Below are 23,279 nucleotides of genomic sequence, written 5' to 3'. Positions count from 1 at the left end.
CTGCGCAAAAGCCCCGGTTGTATTGCTTCCAAGCGCGAATTTTCAGGCTCAACCGGCTGTTGGCCGGTAAGTAGTTCGCATACCCAAGCGTAGGCATAGAGAGCTGATGACTATCGGGATGATGCCGGTGGTGCACGGCGAAATGTTGCTGCCAATCCTTCACCTGCGCATCACGACGCCGAAAGCGCCTTGTCCCCCAATGTATTTCGTCCGTCAGCATGCTGAATAGCGTGTGCCGCCAAGGGCGCGTGCGGCTGCGCTGCACCGTGAAAAATCCTTCATCCGTGAAACAAGCTTTTTGGCTAGGATCCGCGCCGAACTGTGACGGTTAGCCGCTTTTACTTCTTGAACTTTCGAATTTGTTGTGATCGAGAAGTGGTGGCCTGCGCGGACTAGGGGACGCAGTGCCAGGGGGAAAGCTTTAGCTTGAACACTCGCAAGCACCGATAGACCGCGCCGGCCACGTAAGTGAATTGCCGGGATTGTTCGCGTTCAAAAGGTTCGTCGCTCCAGCGTAGGGGGGGCGCGTTTGCACTGGGCCGATAAGGCTCAATGGAGCTGCGTGTGTTTGCAAAAGCGAATTTCATCGGTTTGCGCCGAGGCGTATGCCTGAGCGTAATGATTCTGGTCGCCGCACTGGGCATGCCGACATTGGCAATGGCGCAGGTGGCGCGCAATACCGCCACCGTTACGCCGCCAGGCGGCGTCACCAATCCGGGCACGCAATGTGTCGCTCCGGCCGTGTTCACGCCTGCCACTGGCGTATGCGCATCGACCGACGAGGACCCGATAACCCGCACTTCCGATCTGACCATCGTCAAGACCGAGCGCGAAGGCAGCACCGCTGGCTTCATCGCCGGGCCGCTGACGGTAGGTATCGGCGCCACCGTCGAGTTCCGGATCGTGGTGGGCAATGGCGGGCCCAGCCCGCTGACCGGTGCGGTGTTCCGCGACGTGGTGCCCACCAATTTCAGCGCTTTGAGCGTTGTCAGTGTTGTTCCCAGCGTTGCTCCTGAAGTCGCTGCAAGTGCATGCACCGCCAATATTGCGGGCAATACGCTCAGTGGCGTTTTCTCGGGGCCGATGGGCAGCAGCTGCAGCGTCATCATTCGCGGCACCGCCAGCATCGCCGCGGCGGCGCCCGGGGTGACCAATACCGCAACGGCAACGCCGCCGGAAGGAACTACCGATCCCAATGGCGCCAGCAGTTCGGTGCAGACCATCATCAATGCGCCTGCGTTGAAGCTGAGCAAAAGCGGCACGCTGTCGACCGACAAGAAGACCATCAGCTACAGCTTCGTGGTCGAGAACACCGGCAATGTGGATTTGACTGCGGTAACGGTCACCGACCCGAAGCTGCCAGCACTGAGCTGCCCGCCGATCACGCTGGCCGTCGGTGCTTCGCAGACGCTGATCTGCACCGGCAATGTCTACACCGTGAGCTCGCTCGACAATGCCGCAGGCAAGGTCGACAACGCCGCCACGGCCAGCGGCACACCGCCGAGCGGCCCTGCGGTAAGCGCCAACGACACGGCCACGGTGCCACTGCAGGCCACGCCTGCGTTGAAGCTGAGCAAGAGCGGCACACTGTCGACTGACAAGAAGACCATCAGCTACAGCTTCGTGGTCGAGAACACCGGCAATGTGGATTTGACTGCGGTAACGGTCACCGACCCGAAGCTGCCAGCACTGAGCTGCCCGCCGATCACGCTGGCCGTCGGTGCTTCGCAGACGCTGATCTGCACCGGCAATGTCTACACCGTGAGCTCGCTCGACAATGCCGCAGGCAAGGTCGACAACACCGCCACGGCCAGCGGCATACCGCCGAGCGGCCCCGCGGTCAGCACCACCGGCACGGCCACGGTGCCACTGCAGGCTGCGCCTGCGTTGACGCTGAGCAAGAGCGGCACGCTGTCGGCGGACCAGGCAAGCATCAGCTACAGCTTCACTGTGACCAATACCGGCAATGTGGATCTGAGCAATGTCACGTTGACCGATCCACTGCTGCCCGCGCTCGACTGCCCGGCAATCACGCTGCCGGTGGGGGCTTCGCAGACGCTGGTATGCACCAACAACAGCCACGCCACAACGGCCGCGGACTATGTGAGCGGTAGCGTGGTCAATACCGCCACCGTCACCGCCGTACCACCTGGCACGAATACCCCGATCACCGCGACCGACACGGTAACCACGCCGCTGGTCAATAGCTTGAACCCGGTGGATGACGCGCGCACCACTGCGCAGAACACGTCGGTGACGGTCGACGTGCAGGCCAACGATACCGTCGTCGGCGCGCGCTTGAATCCGCTGTCGGTGACGATCCTGAGCAACCCGTCCCATGGCACGTTCAGCCTGAATCCGGATGGCACGGTCGTCTACACACCCAATACCAATTTCTCGGGTGTGGATACCTTCGTCTACCAGATCTGCAATACCGCCAGCCCAACCCCGGTCTGCAAGTCGGCCACCGTCACCATCACCGTTCCGCCCAACCGCATCGACGCGGTGGATGACAGCGCCAGGACGCCCTTGGATACCCCGGTCAGCCTGAATGTGATCGGCAATGACACCACCGCCGGGCTGCCACTGGATCCGGCATCGGTAACGGTGGTCACGCCGCCCACCCACGGTGCTGTCAGCTGCAATGCCGGCAGCTGCCTGTACACGCCGAATCCGGGCTACGTGGGTGAGGACAGTTTTGTCTATCGCGTCTGTGACGTCTCGCAGCCCATCCCGGTCTGTGACACCGCAACGGCCACCATCAGCATCGAAGGCAACACCCAGGTGCGGCTCAGCAAGCAGGCCAGTCCGCGCGATGTAAAGGTCGGTGACCTGGTGCGCTACACCGTGACCATGGAAAACGTCGGTGAGACGGAAGTGGTCGACGCAAGCCTGGTCGACACGCCGCCGCCGGGCTTCACACTGGTGGTGGGGTCGTTGCAGGTGGCTGACCGCGATGGCGCTGGTCGCCTGGCCGGCAGCTATCCGATCCGCGTTGACCAGATAGACATCGACAAGGGTGCTCGCGCAACCATCAGCTACCTGCTGCGTGTGGGCGCCGGTGTGCGCGGTGGCCTGCACGTCAACGCGGCCGAAGTACATGACAACGGCCGGCGCATTTCCAACGTGGCCACCGCCACCGTGCAGATGGTGCCCGACCCGATGACCGACGAAGCCACCTTGCTGGGCACGGTGTTTGATGACCGCGACGGTGATGGCTGGCAGGACAGTGCAGAGATGAGTGACATCCGCGTACAGGGCGGCTTTGTGCCTGGCGCCTATATTGCCAACTCAACCACGGTTGATCGTGGCAATGGCCAGCAGCCAGAAGCCGACGCCAGTGCACCGCTGCTGCATGGCATCGCGCTTGGCCGCATTGGTGGCCGCCAGTCCGATGCCGATCCGGCACAGGCACGCCAGGTGGTGGTGAGTCAGCGGCTGCGCTCGCTGGATTTCAGCAATGATTTCGTCCTGACCACCGCGCAGGGCAACACCTTGCGCATGGATGCGGCCGGCAACACCACGCTCAGCGCGGATAGTGGCGATGCCGCCCGCGGCCTGAGTGCCGCCACGCCCAGCGTGCAGCGCACGGTCAGCCCGGCCGAACAGGGCTATCGCGTCGACTACATCATCCGCAACGAGGGCGTGGACGAGCGCGGCGTGCCGGGGGTGCGGATCGCGTCGGTGGAAGGCCTGTTGGTTGAAACCGACCAGTACGGCCGCTACAACCTGATCGGTGTCGATGCCGGGCGCGATGATCGCGGCCGCAACTTCATCCTGAAGGTGGACCCGGCCACGTTGCCGCCGGGCAGCGTCTTCACTACCCGCAATCCGTTGCTGCGTCGGGTTACCCCGGGCCTGCCGGTGCGCTTCGATTTCGGCGTCAAGCTGCCGCCCGCGCTGCTGCAGGGCGGGGTCACGCAGCCGGTGGTGATGGAGCTGGGTGCGGTGATGTTTGCAGCGGGTAGTGCGCAGCTGCGCAGCGAATACCTGCCGGTTGTGGAAAGCATGGCGGCACAGGTGCGCAGCCATGGCGGTGGCGAGGTGGTGATCGGCGCGCAGGGTGAGAGCGAGCTGCTTGCCTTCGATCGCGCCGTAACGCTGCGCAAGGCGCTGGTGGCAGCGTTGCCGGCGGATGTCGCCGCGCTTACCCGGATAAGCCTGCGTACCGATAGCGGCGATGACAGCCGCCGCGTGCTGGAGCTGGGGGCGTGGCCGTTGCTGGGCACGGCGTTTTTCGATACCGACAAGGCCAGCATCAAGCCGGAGTACGACGCGCTGCTGGCGCACATCGTCAGCTACCTGCTGGAAATGGATGTGCCGACCATCAAGGTGATTGGCCATGCCGACCGCCGCGCTTCGGCTGCCTATAACGACGCCTTGGGGATGCGTCGTGCCAAGGCGGTGTTCGACGCGCTGAGCGCGCAGTTGCCGGCGGCACAGCGCGGCCGCATCAAGGTCGAGATCCTCCCTGGCGAGCCCGACGCCTCATCCGGGCAAGCAGATGCGGAGGCCACGCCATGAAGATGAAACTTTTGGATTACACCTTGTTGTGCGTGCTGGCAGGCATGGCGTCGTCCGTGTCCGCGCAGGAGGCGACGTCGCCGTTGGCGGCCACCGATAGTGGCAAGGCCGGGGCAGCTGCCTGCGATTCCAGCGGCTGCAGCAGTGAGGATGGCATGCTGTTCAAGCTGATCAGCCGCGGCAGCACGGATGCCGAGGTCGCACCGCTTGCATCAACGCAACTGGCAGCCGACCGTCAGGTGTCGGTAGCCGCGGAGAAACGCGAACAGGATTGGAACCGCGCCCTGCTGCCTGGGCAGGCGGTGGCGATCGGCAAATGGTCGTTGCAGCTGCCCAATGGTGGCGTGATATGGGCAACGGAAGACCCCAATCTGGGGCAGCCGTCGTTCAGCCTGTCGGCGCCGTCGCTGTTGCCGTTCGATGGCCAGCGCATCACCCGGCCGGTGCAGTTCTACGCCTACAACAACTATTCGGCATTCATGCAGCGCGCCGAGGTGCTGGTGTATCGCGCCAGCGACACCGACCTGGTCGATCCGGTGGCGGTGATCCCATTGCCGGTGGCCGCCTCGACCACGCTGGAATGGGATGGCAGCCTGCCGTCCGGCTACAAGCCCAAACTTGGCGACGAACTGGTCTATATCGCCCGTGCCTACGGCGCCGATGGTGCTTTTGACGAAACCTATCCCAGCCGCCTGCAGCTGGTGCGCCCGGAAGAAGCCGAGCGCGGTGCGCAGCTGCTGCGCAATGCGGTGGAGAAGCGCAAGGGCACCGCCTTCAACACCGATGATGCGGAACTGCAGAGCCTGGTGGACCAGAGCTTTGGCCGCGACAGCCTGCGCCAGCAGAACATCGCCATCTATGGCTCGCGCATCCGCATCCAGGGCCGCAACCTGCCTGAGAGCGCCAGCGTCAAGATCAACGGCCAGATGCAGCCGGTGGACATGGAAAGCAAACTGGTTGCCGAATACCTGGTACCGGTGGGCGAGCACAGGTTCGACATCGATATTGCGCCCGGCAAGCAGATTCAGGCCATCCACGACCAGCTGGACGTGGATGTCACCGGTCGCTACATGTTTGCCGTGGCGCTGGCCGATTTCACCTTGTCCGGCGGCAGTGTGTCCGGCTCGCTGGAACCACTGGGAAATGACGACCGCTACGACAAGGACCTGGTGGTCGACGGCCGCCTGGCGTTCTATCTGAAGGGCAAGGTCAAGGGCAAATACCTGGTCACCGCCCAGGTCGATACCCAGGAGCATGAGGTCAACGAGCTGTTCAAGGGCTTCTGGAACGCGGACCCGCAGGATGTGTTCCGTCGTTTGGATCCAGACCAGTACTACCCGGTGTACGGCGACGACTCCACAACCTACCGTGATGTGGATACGCAGGGTCGGCTGTATGTGCGCGTGGATTGGGACAAGAGCCAGGCACTGTGGGGCAATTTCAGCACCGGCATCACCGGCACCGAGTACGGGCAGTATTCGCGTTCGCTATACGGTGGTGCGCTGAACTGGCGCAGCCGTGCCACCAATGCGTGGGGCGACGCCAGCACCACGCTGCGCGCATTCGGCTCCGAGGCGCAAACCGCGCCCGGCCACAGCGAGTTCCTCGGCACCGGCGGCAGCCTGTACTACCTGCGGCACAACGACATCCTGCCGGGTTCGGAAAAGGTGGCCATCGAAATCCGTGATGCCACCACCGGCCGGGTCGAAAAGCGCATCGACCTGCAGGCCGGCGCCGACTACCAGATCGACGATTTCCAGGGCCGTCTGATCCTGTCCGATGCACTGTCCATCGTTACCCGCGATGGCCTGCCGCGGCTGTCGCGTGACACCCCACTCGATGGCTACACCCAGGTGCTGCTGGTCGATTACGAATACCTGCCTACCGGCTTCAATCCCGATGAGATCACTGCCGGCGTGCGCGGCAAGCACTGGTTTGGCGATCATGTCGGCGTCGGCGTCACCTATGTGGACGAGAACCGGGCCGGCGACGACTACACCTTGGCTGCGGCCGACCTCACCCTGCAGGCCGGGCGTGGCACCTACCTGAAAGTGGAGCAGGCGCGTACCGAGAGCACCAGCGCACCGGTGTTCTACTCGGAGAACGGCGGCCTCAGTTTCGATCAGCTCAACTCCGGCCTGGGCGCGCGCCGCGAGGGCGATGCAACGTCGGTAGAAGCACGTGCCAACTTCAAGGAACTGGGCTGGACCCAGCTGGATTGGTCGGCCGGCGCGTGGATGCGGCGAGTGGATTCGGGTTACTCCATTGCCCGCTACGACACCGGCGAGGAAGTTCGCGAGCATGGCGCCGAGTTCCGCGGCCAGCTGACGCCGGATTTCGATATCTACGGCCGCTACAGCCGTGCCGAGCGTGGTGTCGAGTATCTGGAACAAAGCCAGCTGACCGGCGAGTGGCGCATCAACGCCGACAACACGCTCAGCGCCGAGCTGCGCCGTGTTGATGAAAGCAGCCTCAGCGGACAGGGCATCGGCACGCTGGGCGCGCTGCAGTACAAGCATCGTTTCGGCACGAGTTTTGACATGTACGGCACCGCGCAGGCGACGCTGGACGACGACGGTGGCAAGTACCGCGACAACGATGCGGTCACCGTAGGTGGCAATTATCAGTTCGGCAATCTGTCCAGCATCGGTGCGGAAGTCACCAAGGGTGATCGCGGCGATGCCGCGCAGCTCAATGCCGAGTACCGGCTGACGCCCGATCATTCCCTCTACGGCAACTACACCTTCACCAATGCCACCAGCAGCGATTACGACTCGCTGTTCAATCCGCTGCAGCGCGATGGCTGGACGCTGGGCCAACGTTGGCGCCTGTCCAACCAGGTCAATGTGTTCAATGAGAGCCAATACCTGAAGGCGCGCAACGAGACCGGCCTGGCCCATACCTTCGGCATGGATTTCTATCCGGGCGTGGGTTGGAACCTGGGCTTCCAGCTGCAGGATGCGGAGCTTGACCGTGGCACCGGCAACATCAACCGTCGCGCGGTGAGCGTCAGCGGTGGCCGCACCTCCGCCGCTACGCAATGGAGCAGCAAGGTCGAATGGCGGCAGGACAGCGGTGCCGAGCGTCGCGAACAGTGGGTGACCACCAACAACCTGACCCACAAGTTCAATGAAAGCCTGCGTATCGCGGCGCGTTTCAACTACTCCGATACCGATGATGAACTCGATCCGCTGGCCGGCGCACGCTTCATCGAAGGCAATGTCGGCTTTGCCTACCGCCCGTTCAACAGCACGCGTTGGGGCCTGTTGGGCCGCTATACCTATCTGTACGACGTCTCCACCCTGGCCCAGGACACCAGCAGCGCGTATTACGACCAGCGCAGCCAGGTGCTGTCGTTCGAGGGCGTGTACCGGCCGCTCAGCAACTGGGAGTTCGCACTCAAGGCCGCGCGTCGCGAGGGCGAAGTGCGGATGGGCCGCATGACCGGCGCCTGGGCCGACTCAGCGGCAACCTTGCTGGCGGGGCAGGTGCGTTACGGCATCACCACCGATTGGCACGGCCTGGCTGAATATCGCAGCTTGATGGTCAAGGGTGGCGGCCGCAGGCAAGGTGCGTTGGTGGGCATTGATCGGGATATCGGCAAGAACTTCCGCGTTGGTGTGGGCTACAACTTCACCGACTTCAGCGACAAGCTCACCGATTTCGACTACGACCACCGCGGCTGGTTCCTGAACGTGGTGGGCAGTTACTGACCGGCATGTGGCCGCGCGCGTGCGCGTCCTGCAGCTAGTGCCGGACTGCTCGGTCTTCGGGCGTCCGGCAATAGTGGCAATGGTTTCCACTGACGTTGATGTCATCCGTTGACTGACGCCTTGCCTATCCTTGATCGGATGCAAGGCGCAGCGTTTTTCGCGAAATATTGGCGGTAATTTGCCAAGAGATTCGCAGTGGAAGGAGAACATCACAAACGGCTGGCAGGCGCGTTGCTGTTTGCGTTCTGTGCACTCGCAGCTGCGCCGGCGATGGCTCAGTTCGCGGTCGACGCCTCGTTCCGCGCCTGGCGGCAGACACTGTGGTCGGCATCGGGTACAGACAACAGCGGCAGCAATGACAGCGGCATCTTCACCGGTGGCCGCGGAGCGCTGGACGACGGCAAGGGCACCAATGACCGCAGCGGCCAAGGCTGGTTGCGGCTCACCACCAGCCTGTCCAGCCAGCGCGGCAATGCGCTTTACCATGGCTCGGTGTTTCCCTCGTCCAGCGGCGTGCAGCTGGAGTTCGACCACGTCAGCTGGGGCGGCGATGGTGCCGATGGGCTCAGTGTGTTCCTGTTCGATGCCAGCCAGGACATGAGCGGCGCCAACAACGGCGCAGGGCTGGGTTATTGCCAGGGCAGCGGCGGCTACCTGGGCGTGGGCCTGGACGAGTTTGGCAACTTTTCCAACTCCCCCCGGCAGGGCTTGCCGTCGGCGGGCTGCATCGATGGCTCCGGGCCAGGTAGGGCGCCGCAGAAGATCGTGATCCGCGGCCCTGCCGACCGTAACAATAGATATATCGCCGCCAGCATCCCGGGTGCCCATGCGCGTATCGATGCCCCGGGGGCAGCGGCGCGGCCGTTGGATATTCGCCATCTGCGCCTGGTGCTGGTGCCCAAGGGCAATGACAGCGGCTATCGGATCTGGGGTTACTACGGTGGTGTCGGGCAGTCGCCGCAGGCCATCTTCGAGGGTGTCGATTTCCCCTATCCGGCGCCGCCAAGGCTTAGCATTGGCTATGGGGCCTCGACTGGGGTGCGGGGCAATATCCACGAGGTCCGCAATCTGCATGCGCGCGCGCCGGCCAATATTGTTGTCAGCCAAACGGCATCGACGCCGCTGACATTTCACGGCGACGAGGTCGCTTTCTCGATAACGGTGACCAATGCCGACATCAATCCGCTGGACCCGGGCATCCAGGCGCCCTATATCGAATACCCCGATGCACCCTTGATGCTGGGCCCAATGCCGGCGCAGCTGAGCAATGTGCATTGGCTGTGCACGGCGACGCCGGGTTCGCGCTGTCCATTGCCCAGCGGGCAGGGCGATATTGATGCCGACAACTACGAGCTGGCACCAGGTGGCGTGCTCTCGTACAAGGTGACCGGCAGCATTGCCGCGCAGGCCGCATGCGGGAAGATGAGCATGCGCTTCAGCGCCGAATTCGGTGAAGATTCCGGCTTTGTCGATGCGGTACCCGAGGACAATCGCGCCAGCGCGCAGCTGCGCATTGCCTGTCCGACGCTCAGCGTGCGCGCCATAAGCCAAGGCGGCAGTTGCCAGTTCTCCTTCACTGGCGACAATGGCATCGCTACGCAGCAGCTTGTCACCGACGCCGACGGTGTAGCGGTCAGCGGCGTTGCCAGCGCACTGGCGAGCGCGGTGGCAACGCATATCACCGCAAGTACGTTGCCGTTTGGTTTCATCCTGGCCGACGCCAGCTGCAGCGGCATCAACAACGCCGGTGCAGTGACGCTGGACCGCGGTAGCCGAACCCTGACCCTGGATGCCACCGCCACGCGTACCGAAGGCGCCATCGTCTGCACCTTCATCCATGATTCGCGCTTGGCCGCGCTTTCCATCAGCACCAGCAACAATGCCGACGTGGTGGTTTCTGGCAAGGCGCAGCGCTATGACATCCACGTCGCCAATGCGGGGCCGCAGGCCGCCGATGGCGCGGTGGTGCGCGCGCCACTGCCTACCGCCATGCGCTGCGATCCAGCGCAGCGGGTGAGTTGCCAGAGCGACGGCGGTGCGCAGTGCGCGGCGCCCTTCACTGCGGGGCAGTTGCAGTCGGAAGCCGGCGTGCCGATATCGGTGTTTCCGCCACACAGCGCGGTCAGGATGAGCGTGAGCTGCCTGATTGAGTAGCTGTGCGGGCGAGGGGCTGCTGCTGCAATGCAGCCACCGACTCGCGCCGTGCCAAGCCGCGAGTTGATGCGTTGGTCAGCAATGCCGGTGCGAACTCCGGGTGTACGGCTGGTTCAGCGCCAGGCGGAAAGCGAGAGTTTCAGCTCGGCGCTGAAACCCTTGGCCGACTGCAGCGGAATACCGAACACATTCGGCGCCTGCTGGTTGATGCCGATGGCCTTGCTGCGTGCGCCGGCCAGCTCGGCTTCGTTCTTCGGCCCGCCCGCCCATTGGTCATCGCTCCACACATAGCGCAGCCGCCAGCCACCGGCGTCGTCGGGTTTGGCGAACACCACCAAGGTGTTGCGGAACAGGTACTCACCGGGGATGTGGTTCTTCAGGAACAGTGCGCCATCGACCTGGTAACCGGCATTGCTCACCGCCAGATCGATGGAAAACGCAATCTCGCTGCCGGCCAGTATCTTGCTGCTGTCCAGGAATACCGAGAACAGCACGGTCGAGCGCTTGTCCTTCAGCAGCTTGCCCTGCGCATCGAAGATGTCGCCGTACTCGCGACGGATGGCGCATTGGTTGGCCTGCGTACGCGAGGTGAGCTCGTAGGTATAGGCGCCGCGTGGTGCCACGGTGGCCTCGATGTAGTACGAAGACTCGATCTTCTTGCCGCGCTTGCGCGCGGCCTCGATCTCCGGCGGAAAGGGCAGGGCATTGATGTCCAGCTGCGCGGTGGCGCAGGTATCACCAAACAGGAAGCGCACCAGGTTCTGGTAACCCTCCTCGGAATTGACGATGCCGAAGTAGCCACTGTGGCTGCGGTTGACGAAGGCCCGCGGTGAGCCTTCCACATAGGCGTTGGCGATGCGCACCAGGCCATCGCTCAGCGCGCCCACCGCAAAGGAAGACAGCCCATGTGCGGCGGCGTAGTCGCGGCTGTTGGTGCCGATCAGGCAGAACAGGCGCTCGGGCGGAAAGCCGGACGTACCCAGGGTGTTGACCTTGTCCTTGGGCACCTTCAGGTACTTGCCCATGTTGGTGCGGTTGAAGTTGTTCATGTCGTTGATCGACAGCAGATTGGGCAGGTTGATGCCGCCCACCTCGATGCCATTGTGCGGCGTGGCATAGGTAAAGGCCTTGTCGACCATCGCACGCACCTCGGCGCTGGCCACGTCCGGGTTCTGCAGCAGGCAGCGGCAGATCAATCCGCCCATTGAATGCGCCACCAGATAGACGCGGAAATCCTTGCGCATGGTCGCGTTGTTGCCGCAGATGCTGTCGCGCAGCTGCTCGATGCGCTTGCCCAGGGCGGTAGCGGCATCAATGATCGATGGCGTCCTGCCATCCCCGAACGCCGGGTCGGCCGGATCGTAATAGCGATGGATGACGATGCAGCGTGGCGAGATGCGATCGCGGCGCTCGGCACCAAATTCGTAGACGTCGCGGTAGTCGTAGTCCTTCATCAAGCGCACCAGCGGCGACTCGAACACGAACTTGACGATGCTGCCGTCCTGCGCCTGACGCATCTTGGTGGAGCCTGCCTCCAGGCCCATGAACGGGGTAGAGGTGGTTTCCACGATCTCATCGCGGGTCATGGCGTAGCCGCGCACGTAGATGATCGGGAAGTAGGGGCGTTCGATACGTTCCATGGCCGGTCTCTGCGGGGGCTGCGGGCGATGGTGAACGGATTTTTGGGATTTGTCCTGAATTTGCAGCCGGCTGGCCTCTCTGGCACGCCGTGCAGGCAGGGCGGGTGTGCCTTGAGCCGGGGCAGCATGCCGCGCCGCGCGATGATCGCCACCGATCACTGTCGTCAGGCTGACGCTACGGCGAAGCGGATGGTTGATACGCACAGGCATCCAGCCCGATACGGGGCTGCCTGGCGAATACCGTTCTCAACAGGCGCGTGCCGCCTGCGCAATACCGGTCGCGGTTTGGCTGCAGGCGCCAGCCACGGACTCCGGTTTCTGCGGTGCTGTTCACCGCCAGCGGGTCCGCGCCTCTTGCGGCCACCGGTCTCTTACGTTCAAGGCACATCATCGCCGGTTCTAGGGGACGTGCCCGCCGTTCCGGCGGACCGGGAAGCGCGATTTCTCTAAATTTTTTGCTGGGTGCTGCCGCTATCCAACGCGGGAGATTCCGTGGCGGCCTGCTGACGGATCAGCTTGGGCAATAAATGTAAAGTTTTTGTTAAAAACATGAGTTTCAATCACCGCCACAGGGGCTTGTCGTGAACCATATTTATCGATCCATCTGGAATCCTGCGTTGGGCACCTTTGTGGCGGCACCGGAGATTGCCCGGACCGGCAAGAGCTCGGCAAAGAAAAGAAGGCTGGCACTTTCCGCCGACGCGCTGGCGGTAGATCTGGACAACAGGCTCGGGCGGATACGGCGGCTGGCAGCAGCTACCGCGCTGTTCTGCCTTGCGGGTGTCAGCCCTGCGGCATGGGCTGGTTGTTCCACCACCGATTCAATCGTGACTTGCTCGGGTACGCCGTCATCGGTTCCCAACAACTTTGCCAGCGCAGAAGACAATCTGACGGTCAACGTGACTGCCGGGGCGGGAATGAACGCCGCGCTCGGTGGCAAGGTGGTGGAGCTGACCGGGCCCAACATCATCTTCAACAACTTCGGCACGGTTGATCCGGGATTGCAGGGACCTGTCTTCTCGTTGAGCGGTGGTGCCTTCATCGGCGCGGGGGCGAGCGGTGCGGTCCGTGTGTCAAACAACGTCGGTGGCATCCTGGGGGGGACCGGCATGATGTTGGCGTCCAGCCTGGGCAGCATCAATGGCTTGGCGCTTGGCGTGAACAACGGCGTGACCGGCACCACCATCATCACCAATGACGGCACCATCACCTCAAAACCGCTGTTGGGCCTTAGCGTGATGAATGCCGACACGGCCGTGGTTGGAGTCTGGGGCGGCTCGCAGGTCAGCATGACCAACACAGGGACGATCATCGGCAGAGTCGCGTTCGAAGCCTCGACGTTGGGCAACAACTTCACCAATATCGGTTCCATCAACGGCAGCGTATCGTTGGGTGCAAGCAGTAGAAACACCTTCACCGCAGTGACTGGATCGAGCATCAGCAACGGCGGCGGAACGGGCAGCGAGCTAGACGGGCCGGCCGGCGTCAACCTGAGCTTTGCCGCCACCGGCAAGGTCGATGGCGGTCTCGGCGGTGACAACAGCTTGATCCTGCAGAACGCGAACGGCCCCGGCGGCGGTACTGCGGGAACCGGCACGGCGTCCAGTTCCACCTACGTCAACTTCAAAAACCTGACCCTCAACAGCGGCACCTGGACCTTGCAGGGGCCATTGGTCAGTGGCTCCGCCACGCTCAATGGCGGCGTAGCCAGGTTCGACGACAACGCCACCTTCGGCCAGGGAATGATCACCTCCAACGGTGGCATCCTGGAGGCCAGCAGAGACGGTTTGAATATCAGCAACCTGCTTTCGCTCGGCAGCGGTGGCGTTAGGGTGCAAGGTACCCATTCAACCACCTTGAGCGGGACCATTTCCGGCAGCGGCGAGCTGATCAAGTCCGACACCGGCACCCTGATCTTGACGGGCAACAACACCAACAGCGGCGTTACCACACTGAATGCCGGCGCGATTACCGTCGGCAACGGCGCCGCGCTGGGTAGCGGCGTGCTTAGCGTGGCAGGGACGGGCACGCTGAACAGCAACGCTGCCGTGACGCTGAACAATACGATCAACCTCGGCGCCACCCTCACCGCAGGCGGCGCCAACGCGCTGAGCCTTGACGGGCTGATCGCCGGCGGCGGCGGACTGATCAAGGCCGGCACGTCGAGCCTGACCGTCAACGGCAACAACACCTATAGCGGCGGCACCTCGCTGGACGCCGGCACGCTGATCGTCGGCAGCAACACGGCATTGGGTACCGCTGCGCTGAACGCTGCCAGCGGTACCACGCTGGATGCGGGCACGGCGGTGTCGCTGACCAATCGCGTCAACCTCACCGGCAATCTGACATTTGGCGGTAGCCATGCCTTGACACTCGGCGGTGTTGTCGCCGGTACCGGTGGGCTGGTCAAGTCCGGCACCGCAGACCTGACCCTCAACGGCGCCAACAGCTACTTCGGCAACACCACACTCAACGCCGGCAAGCTGATTGTCGGCAGCAATACCGCGATCGGCAGCGGTGCATTGAATGCAGCGGCCGGCACCACACTGGATACCAACATAGCCGTCACTCTGGGCAACCAGGTCAACCTGGTCGACCTGGCCGGTGCGATGACCATCGGCGGCAGTGCCGATCTGACCCTCACCGGAACCGTCGCCGGGACCGGCAGCCTGGTAAAAAACGGCTCAGCCAACCTGAACCTCAATGGCACCAACACCTACGCCGGCGGCACCACCCTGAGCGCCGGTATGGTGACCGTTGGCAACAGTTCGGCACTGGGCACCGGTGCCTTGACCGTTGGTGGTGCGGCAATGCTCGACAGCAGTTCGCCGCTGGCCAGCCTGGCCAATGCGGTCGTGCTCAAAGCGGCGCTGGGCGTCGGCGGCACCCAGGACCTGACACTCGGCGGTGTGATCAGCGGCGCCGGCCAGTTGATCAAGGAAGGTGCAGCCAACCTGATCGTCAACGGCACCAACACCTATAGCGGTGGCAGCACGCTCAACGCGGGCACGCTGACACTGGGCTCGGCCGCTGCGTTGGGCAGTGGCGGCCTGACGGTCGGCGGTGCGTCGACGCTGGATACCAGCACCGGCATGAGCGTCGGCAACAACATCACCCTCAACGCCGGCCTGACCCTGGCCGGCAGCAATACTCTGAACCTCAGTGGCGTGATCGATGGCGCCGGTAGCCTGACCAAGGACGGATTTGGCGATCTGACGCTCAGCGGCAACAACACTTTCACCGGTGCGCTGAACGTCGCCTCCGGCAGCGTCACCACCGTGAGCAGCGGGGCGCTGGGCAACACCTCCGGCGCCGACATCAGCGCCGGTGCGAATCTCTATCTCAACAGCAGCGCCAACCTCAACAGGCTGAGTGGCCGCGGTAGCGTGCAGATCGCCGGTGGCAACACCCTGACGGTGACGGTGGACGGCGTGAGCAACGCCAGCACTTTCGATGGTGACCTCGGTGGTAGCGGTGCGCTGACCAAGGTCGGTACCGGCACGCTGAACCTCACCGACAGCAGCGGCCACACCGGCAACACCAACGTCAACGCCGGTACGCTCAATCTCACCGGTGCGCTGGCCAGCAGCCAGCTCAACGTCAACAACGGTGCGACCCTCACGGGTACCGGTTCGGCGCTTGGTTTCATCACCATCAACAGCGGCGGTCATCTGGCGTTGTCTTCGCGCAATACCTTTTCCACCTCGTCGCTGATCCTCACGGCCAACAGCAATGTCGACGCGAGCCTCGCCATGCCATCGAGCAGCGCGCTGATGAACATCGGCGGCAACCTGACCCTCGACGGTAATCTCAACGTCACCGACGCCGGCGGCTTTGGTGTTGGCGTGTATCGCCTTTTCAACTACATCGGCGCGCTGACCGACAACGGCCTGACCGTGGCTGGTGTGCCGGTGGGTTACGGCCTGGGCGACATCCTCGTGCAGACCCTTGGTAGTCAGGTCAATCTGGTGGTGTCGGCTCCGACCAGCAATATCCGTCATTGGGATGGCAGCGAGACTAATCCGGACGGTACGGTTGATGGCGGCACGGGTAACTGGACGGCGGCGGATACCAACTGGACCAACTTCAACGGCACACTCAATCAAACCTGGGCCGGTGACTTCGCCGTGTTCCAGGGCACGGCAGGCACGGTGTCGGTCAACGGCTCGCAACTGTTCACCGGGATGCAGTTCCTCACCGATGGCTACAATGTAGTGGACGGTACGTCGGGTCTGCTGACCGCTGTCAACGGTAGCGGTGGCACCACGGCGATGCGGGTCGATCCGCTCGTGACCGCCGTGGTCGGTGTGAACATCGACGGCAGCGGCATTCTCAACAAACTCGACGCCGGCACTCTTGTGCTCAACGGCGCCAACAGTTATACCGGCGGCACGCAACTGGATGGCGGCGCGCTGGTGGTCGGCAGCAACACCGCGCTGGGCACTGGCGCGTTGACGGCAAAGGCCGGCACCCAGCTGGACAGCAACACCGCCGTGACCCTGGCCAACGCGACCACGCTGAACGGCAGCCTCGCCGTGGGCGGCAGCAATGCGCTGACCCTCAACGGCGTGATTGGCGGCACCGGCGGCCTGATCAAGAACGGCTCGGCCAACCTGACGCTGGGCGGCAACAATACGTTCTTCGGCCCTGTGTGGTTGAATGGCGGCACACTGGTGCTGGCGTCAAACAAGGCGCTAGGCGCGGCAACACTCACCGCCGGCGGCGGCACCGCGCTGGATACCAGCACCGCGTTGACCGTCGGCAATGCGATCAACCTGGCGGGCAACCTCGACATCGCCGGCACCAATGCGTTGAGCCTCGGTGGAACCGTCAATGGCCTCGGCAGCCTGAGCAAGAGTGGCGCGGCCAATCTGACCCTCAGCGGCAGCAACAACTTCAGCGGCGGCACTACCCTCAATACCGGTACGTTGACCGTCGGCAGCAACAACGCCCTTGGAATAGGCGGTCTTTTTGTGGCCGGGGAATCGACGCTGGACAGCAGCGGCGCATCGAGCGTGGGCAACCACGTGCAGCTCAACGCCAATCTGACCAATGCCGGCAGCAATGACCTGACCCTCACGGGCGAGGTCAGCGGCGCGGGTGGGTTGACCAAGGATGGCGGGTCGAACCTGACCCTCAACGGCGCCAACACCTATGCGGGCGGCACTACGCTGAACGCCGGCATCGTGACCCTCGGCACCTCGGCGGGCCTGGGCTCCGGCGCAGTGACCGTGGCGGGCGCTTCGACCCTCGACACCACTGGTGCTGACCAACAACGTCAACGTCAATGCCAACCTGAGCGTGGCCGGCAACAACAACCTGACCCTCGGCGGCGTGATCGCCGGGGCGGGCACCCTGACCAAGAATGGTCTGGCCGACCTGACGCTAACCGGCAACAACACCTTCAGCGGCACGTTCGACGTGCAATCCGGCAGCCTGACCACGCTGGGCAACTCGGCACTCGGCAGCAACGCCGGGGTTAATCTCGGCGCTGCGGCGATCCTCAATCTCGGCGGTTCCAGCAGTCTCGCCAGTCTGACCGGCAGCGGCACCGCACTGATCGGCGGCGGCAACACCCTGAGGATCGGCGGCAACAACGCCAGCAGCATTTTCGACGGTGTGCTCACCGGCACCGGCGAACTGAGCAAACTCGGCATCGGTACGCTGACCCTGAGCGGCCTCAACAGCCTGACCGGTAACACCACGGTCAACGCCGGCACCTTGAACGTCAGTGGCTCGCTGGACAGCGCCAGTGTGCTGGTCAACAGCGGTAGCACACTCACCGGTGGCGGCTCGCTCGGCGGGGCCGTTACCGTGGCGGATGGCGGTCATCTGGCGGGCGCCAGTGGCAGCACGCTGTCGGTGAATTCGCTGGTGTTCAATGCCAACTCCAACTTCGATGTCGGCCTCGGCACACCGGTGTCCGGTGGAGGCAACCCGCTGGTCAACGTCAGCGGCAACCTGACCCTGGACGGTACCCTCAATGTCAGTGACATCGGCGGTTTCGGCAGTGGCGTGTATCGCTTGTTCAACTACAACGGCGGCTTGACCGACAACGGCATGTTGATCGGCAGTATGCCTGGCAGTGTGTCGGCCGATGACCTGCAACTGCAAACCAACATGGCCAACCAGATCAACCTGCTGGTAACCGCGCCGGGCGTAACCGTGCAGTTCTGGGACGGCAACCAAGTCGTCGCCAACGGTTCGGTCGACGGCGGCAGTGGCACCTGGGGTGCTGGCAGCATCAACTGGACCGACGTCGACGGCAACACCAACCAGGCGTGGACCAACAGCTTCGCGGTGTTCCAGGGCACGGCAGGTACCGTCACCGTCAATGGTGCGCAAACCGTTGCCGGCATGCAGTTCGCCACCGACGGTTACATCCTGCAGAGCGGCACGGCCGGAGCATTGAAGCTGGTCAACGGTGCGCTGGGCAATGCCACGGTCCGGGTCGATCCAAATGCCACCGCCACCATTGGCGTAGCGCTCAACGGTAGCGGCATGCTCGGCAAATACGACGCCGGCACGCTGGTGCTCAATGCTGCCAACGGTTACAGCGGGGGCACCGCGCTCAATGGCGGCACGATTGTGCTGGGCAACAGCGCCGCACTCGGTACGGGCGCATTGACTGCCGCCGCCGGCACCGCGCTGGATACCAATACAGCGGTAGGTCTTGCCAATAACCTGGTTCTCAATGGTGGCTTGACGATTGCCGGCTCCAACGCCTTGAGCCTGGACGGCACGATCAGTGGCAGCGGCAGCCTGATCAAGGCCGGGGCATCCAGCCTGACGCTCAATGCCGCCAACACCTACGCTGGTGGAACGGTACTCGAGGCTGGCAGCACGATAGTCGGCAACAACACTGCATTCGGATCGGGCGCGTTGACGGTTGACGGCGCGGCCACACTGGACGCAAACCAAGCGGTCGCGTTGGCAAACCAGGTGGTGCTCAATGCCGGGCTTGTCGTGGCAGGCAGCCATGCGCTGACGCTGGATGGAAACATCTCCGGCACCGGCAGCTTGAGCAAGAATGGCAGCAGCACGCTGACATTGAACGGCGTGTCCTCGTACACCGGCGGCACCCAAGTCAACGCAGGCACGCTTGCGCTGGGCGCGGGTGCAAGCCTGGCGGCCACTGGCGTGGTCAATGTGGCCAGTGGCGCGACCTTTGATCTGTCTGCCGGCAATGGCACGCAGAGCTTCGGCACGCTGGTGGGTAGTGGCAAGGTTGAGCTGGGCGCCAATACGCTTGCCTTCGGAGGCGCCCAGGATGCCGTGTTTGGTGGGGTGGTGAGCGGCAGCGGCGGCCTGGTCAAACAAGGTGGCGGTATCGCAACGCTTACCGGCACCAATACCTATACCGGCTTGACGCAGGTGGCAGCCGGCACCTTGCAGGCGGGTTCGGCGGGCGCTCTGGCCCAAGGTGGCGGCTACCAAGTGCAGGCAGGTGCCACGTTGGATCTGAATGGCCACGCCTTGCAGGCCAGCAGCCTGAGTGGCGCTGGCGTTGTCACCCTGGGCACGGCGGATTTGACCGTCACTACCGCTGCGGGTGCGGTATCAAGCTTTGCCGGCCGGTTGGACGGCATGGGCAACCTGATCAAGAGCGGCGAGGGTACGCTGGCACTTGACGGTGCAAGCACCTTGAGCGGGGACGTGCAGCTCAAGCAAGGCAGCATCAATCTCAGCAATGCGCAGGGCCTGGGTAGCGGCACACTGTTCATGGACGATGGCACCAGGATCGCGCTGACGGCCAATGGCATGACCATTGCCAACGCCCTGCACATGACCGGGCAGAACGATCCCATCATCGATACCGGTGCCAACAACGGGACCTACGCCGGTGCCATTACCGGTGCGGGCTTCCTGAGCAAGCAGGGCGCCGGAACCCTGACCTTGAGCAGTGCCGGCAACACCTATACCGGTGCGACCGAAGTGGCACAGGGCACGTTGCAGGCGGGTGCCAGCAACAGCTTCAGCGCCACCTCGGCACATGCGGTGGCAGGTGGTGCGGTGCTGGATCTGGCCGGCTACAGCCAGACCCTGTCCGGCCTGAGCAACAGCGGCACCGTAAAGCTCAACAGCAACAACGGCGCCGCACCGGGGACCGTACTCAAGATCACCGGTGCCTACGTCGGCAACAATGGCAGCCTGGGCTTGTCCAGCGTGCTGGGCGCCGATGGCAGCAGCACCGACATGCTGCTGCTCAGCGGCAGCGCGGCGGTGGCCAGCGGCAACACCACCGTCTACATCACCAATGCGGGTGGTCTGGGCGCCCAGACCACGGGCAATGGCATCCGGGTCATCGGTACTGAAAACGGCGCCAGCCTGCAGGCGGGCAGTTTCAGCCTGGCCGGCGGCCATATCGATGCCGGTGCGTTCGAGTACCGCCTCACCCAGACCGCACAGGGAGCCTCGCTGCAGTCGACCACTAGCCAGGTCGACCCCGGCACGCCGGCAACAACCTACCGTTCGGAAGTGCCGCTGCTGTCGGCCTTGCCCGCACAGTTGCGGCAGGCCGACATCAGCATGCTCGGTGATCTGCGCAAGCGCATGGGCGATGACACCGCTACTGCAACGACGGTCAGCGCCGATGCGGATGCCAATCGCCGGGTCTGGGGGCGCTTGCTGCGCAGTGACCCCAAGATCCGCCAGCAAGGCACGGTCAGCCCGGAAAGCAGCGGTGATCTGACCGGCTTCCAGGCGGGTACTGATCTGTACGCCAACGATGCGCTCAACGCAGGCATCTACGTTGGTCAGCTGGAAGGCAAGATGCGCGTGCACGGCTTTGCCGGTGGCGTGCAGGGCAAGTACGTGGGCTACAACGACCTGTCCAGCCGCTACCTGGGTGTGTATGGCAGCTGGCAGGACAGTGCCGGCCGCTATCTCGACGCGGTGCTGCAAGGCGCTGACCATCGCAGCGACCTGCGCCTGGCCGAGGAGGCGACGCAGGTCCGCAGCAAGGGCAACGGCGTACTGGCCTCGCTGGAAGTGGGCCAGTCCTTTGCGTTGACCAGCAACTTGCAGATCGAACCGCAGGCGCAGTTGATCTACCGCAAGCTTGATCTCGACGACACCAGGCTGAGCCTGGCGACGGTGAGCAATGAGGCTGACGATGACCTGACCCTGCGCCTTGGTGCACGCTTGAAAGGCAGCTTCGCCACTGCTGCGGGCGTGATGCAGCCGTATGCACGCATCAACGTCTACAAAGCCAGTGGCAGCAACGATGTCGCCAGCTTTGCCGCGCCGGCGGGGGTCACCGCGATCAAGGCCAAGGGTGGCTACACGGCGACCGAGATGGCGTTCGGTGCCAGCCTGCAGGTCAGCCCGCGCGGCGCGATCTTCGCCGAACTGGGCAAGCTCTGGGCCAATGGCGGTGACAGCCGTGTCGAGAGCGGAGTGCAGGCCTCGGTGGGTGCGAAGCTGCAGTGGTAAACGCAAGCGCGTAGCTGGCAGGTAGTCAGCCTACGCAGTAGAAACCAAGGCCCGCAGGCATTCCCGCTGCGGGCCTTGGCGTTTGTGGCGGAGGGCGCGGCAGGCGGTGGGCGAAACGGTGCAGAGTGGCGCCTGGGTGCTGCGATGGTTTTTCAGCCTGGAGCGCAGTGACCGGGGGCCGCGGCCAGCGCGTGGCGAGCGTTGCCGCCGCGGTTTCCATCGGCAAAAAGAATCACGACTCCTTAAGAATCACGACTCCTTGGACTCATTGCGATCCAACTGGCGATAGCCGATGGCCTCGCTCAGATGGACGCGCTGGATAGCATCGGCTCCGGCAAGATCGGCAATGGTCCGCGCTACCCGCAGGATGCGATGCATCGACCGCGCCGACAGCTGCAGGCGTTCCATCGCCTGCTCAAGCAGGTCTTCGTCGGCAGTGGACAGGCGGCAATCGCGCAGGGTTTCGGCCTGCGCCAGATACGCATTGGCCTTGCCGGCACGTTGCAGTTGACCTCGGCGCGCTGGGCGAGCGCGGCTTCGCCTGCGTTGCCGGGTGGCACGATCAGGCAGCGCCGCGCGTTGGCAGCCGATATGGCGGCAGGCAAGGCGCCATCCACCGCGCGCAGTTCACCGGTCAGTGCCAGTTCGCCGATGAACTCGTAGTTGGCCAAGGTATTGCGGTCGATCTGCCCGCTGGCGGCGAGAATACCGAGTGCGATCGGCAGGTCGAAGCGACCGCCTTCCTTGGGCAGGTCAGCCGGCGCCAGATTGATGGTGATGCGCCGGGCGGGGTAGTCGAACTGCGCGCAGAGAATGGCTGCACGTACCCGGTCGCGCGATTCGCGCACGGCGGCTTCGGGCAGGCCAACGATCTGGGTGAAGGGCAGGCCGCCGGACAGGTGGACTTCCACCTGCACCAGCGGTGCGTGCACGCCGGCACGGGCGCGGCTGTGCACCAGCGCCAGGCTCATGGCCGTGCGCTCAGGCGTTCTTGTCGGAGACGCGGTTTTCCAGGGCGACGACGGCTTGTTCCAGCGCGTCGAGCTTTTCACGGGTGCGCAGCAGTACCGCACGCTGCACTTCGAATTCTTCGCGGGTCACCAGGTCCAGCTTGCTCAGCCCGGCCTGCAGCGCGGTCTTGAAGGTGGCCTGCAGTTCTTCGCGTGATTCACGCAGGCCCGGCGGCACCAGGCTGCTGAGGCGGCGGGCCAGCTCATCGATGTGGTTGAGGTCGATCATGGGGTTTCTCCGCAGGGTTGGGCCTAGCGTGGGAGCTGGCCGCCGTTTGCGGGCATCGGTATCCGTTTTGACTTGCGGTAAGGATAGTCCGGAAGCTGGCAGGTGGCACCCTGCCGTCTCGGGGTATGCTTCAGCCACCACTCAAGGAGCCGACCAATGAAGATGATCATGGCCATCGTCAAGCCGTTCAAACTGGACGACGTGCGCGAGGCGCTGGCAGAACGCGGCGTGGCCGGTATCACCGTCACCGAGGTCAAGGGCTTTGGCCGCCAGAAGGGCCACACCGAGCTGTACCGCGGTGCCGAGTACGTGGTCGATTTCCTGCCCAAGGTGAAGATCGAGGTGGCCGTTACCGATGCGCAGGCCGACGAAGTGGTGGAAGCCATCGTCAAGGCCGCCGGCACCGGCAAGATCGGCGACGGCAAGGTGTTTGTGTACGACCTGGGCAGCGTGGTGCGGATCCGCACCGGCGAGCTGGATGGCGATGCGCTTTGAGTTTTTTTTGGGGGGAGTGAGGGTTTAGAGCTTTGAAGCTTTAAAGCACCCCTCCCCAGCCCTCCCCTGGCTGCGCCAA

9 protein-coding genes and 2 pseudogenes are annotated in these 23,279 nt (G+C 63.9%); 7 read left to right on the top strand and 4 right to left on the bottom strand.

What is annotated here, in order from left to right; all coding sequences use genetic code 11:
* The first annotated feature begins 618 nt into the window (after positions 1-618).
* The 3 genes from ABB27_RS09280 to ABB27_RS09270 all read left to right on the top strand — a co-directional run bounded on the left by ABB27_RS09280 (position 619) and on the right by ABB27_RS09270 (position 10,391).
* Entirely contained in the window at positions 619-4,524 is a 3,906-nt protein-coding gene (locus ABB27_RS09280) for a DUF7507 domain-containing protein (protein WP_161809638.1), read from the top strand.
* On the top strand, positions 4,521-8,237 hold the full coding sequence (locus tag ABB27_RS09275) for a porin family protein (RefSeq protein WP_244479191.1): 3,717 nt from the start codon (positions 4,521-4,523) through the stop codon (positions 8,235-8,237). The genes ABB27_RS09280 and ABB27_RS09275 overlap by 4 nt, the downstream gene beginning before the upstream one ends.
* A gap of 270 nt (positions 8,238-8,507) precedes the next feature.
* Complete coding sequence (locus tag ABB27_RS09270) at positions 8,508-10,391, top strand: prealbumin-like fold domain-containing protein (RefSeq protein WP_161809637.1); 1,884 nt, start codon at positions 8,508-8,510, stop codon at positions 10,389-10,391.
* Between the two features lie 113 nt (positions 10,392-10,504).
* Here the strand turns inward: ABB27_RS09270 and ABB27_RS09265 are convergent, their stop codons facing one another.
* Positions 10,505-12,031, bottom strand: coding sequence for an esterase/lipase family protein (locus ABB27_RS09265; protein ID WP_057628418.1), 1,527 nt, complete (start codon positions 12,029-12,031; stop codon positions 10,505-10,507).
* Positions 12,032-12,612: 581 nt separating this feature from the next.
* On the opposite strand from ABB27_RS09265, the pseudogene ABB27_RS20495 reads away from it, so the two are divergent.
* The 3 genes and pseudogenes from ABB27_RS20495 to ABB27_RS20175 all read left to right on the top strand — a co-directional run.
* Positions 12,613-12,675, top strand: a pseudogene (locus tag ABB27_RS20495) (ESPR domain-containing protein); the annotation flags it as partial.
* Positions 12,676-12,948: 273 nt separating this feature from the next.
* A complete protein-coding gene (locus tag ABB27_RS20350) occupies positions 12,949-17,514 on the top strand; it encodes a beta strand repeat-containing protein (protein WP_057628417.1) in 4,566 nt (1,521 codons plus the stop codon).
* Entirely contained in the window at positions 17,402-21,466 is a 4,065-nt protein-coding gene (locus ABB27_RS20175) for an autotransporter outer membrane beta-barrel domain-containing protein (RefSeq protein WP_244479195.1), read from the top strand. Before ABB27_RS20350 ends, ABB27_RS20175 begins: the two co-directional genes overlap by 113 nt.
* A 249-nt stretch (positions 21,467-21,715) precedes the next feature.
* Here ABB27_RS20175 and ABB27_RS20345 read toward each other — a convergent pair whose 3' ends face one another.
* The 3 genes and pseudogenes from ABB27_RS20345 to ubiK all read right to left on the bottom strand — a co-directional run bounded on the left by ABB27_RS20345 (position 21,716) and on the right by ubiK (position 22,705).
* On the bottom strand, positions 21,716-21,973 hold the full coding sequence (locus ABB27_RS20345) for a magnesium chelatase subunit ChlI family protein (protein ID WP_244479194.1): 258 nt from the start codon (positions 21,971-21,973) through the stop codon (positions 21,716-21,718).
* A gap of 17 nt (positions 21,974-21,990) precedes the next feature.
* Positions 21,991-22,437: pseudogene (locus ABB27_RS09255) on the bottom strand (magnesium chelatase domain-containing protein); the annotation flags it as partial.
* Positions 22,438-22,447: 10 nt separating this feature from the next.
* Positions 22,448-22,705, bottom strand: a complete 258-nt coding sequence (ubiK, locus tag ABB27_RS09250) for a ubiquinone biosynthesis accessory factor UbiK (protein ID WP_057628416.1) — start codon at positions 22,703-22,705, stop codon at positions 22,448-22,450.
* Between the two features lie 156 nt (positions 22,706-22,861).
* On the opposite strand from ubiK, the gene ABB27_RS09245 reads away from it, so the two are divergent.
* A complete protein-coding gene (locus ABB27_RS09245; RefSeq protein ID WP_057628415.1) occupies positions 22,862-23,200 on the top strand; it encodes a P-II family nitrogen regulator in 339 nt (112 codons plus the stop codon).
* Positions 23,201-23,279 lie beyond the last annotated feature (79 nt).

The organism is Stenotrophomonas terrae (assembly GCF_001431465.1).
Classification (GTDB): domain Bacteria; phylum Pseudomonadota; class Gammaproteobacteria; order Xanthomonadales; family Xanthomonadaceae; genus Stenotrophomonas; species Stenotrophomonas terrae.
Note: the sequence above shows the minus strand (reverse complement) of the source record. Positions and strands in the feature narration are given on the sequence as shown.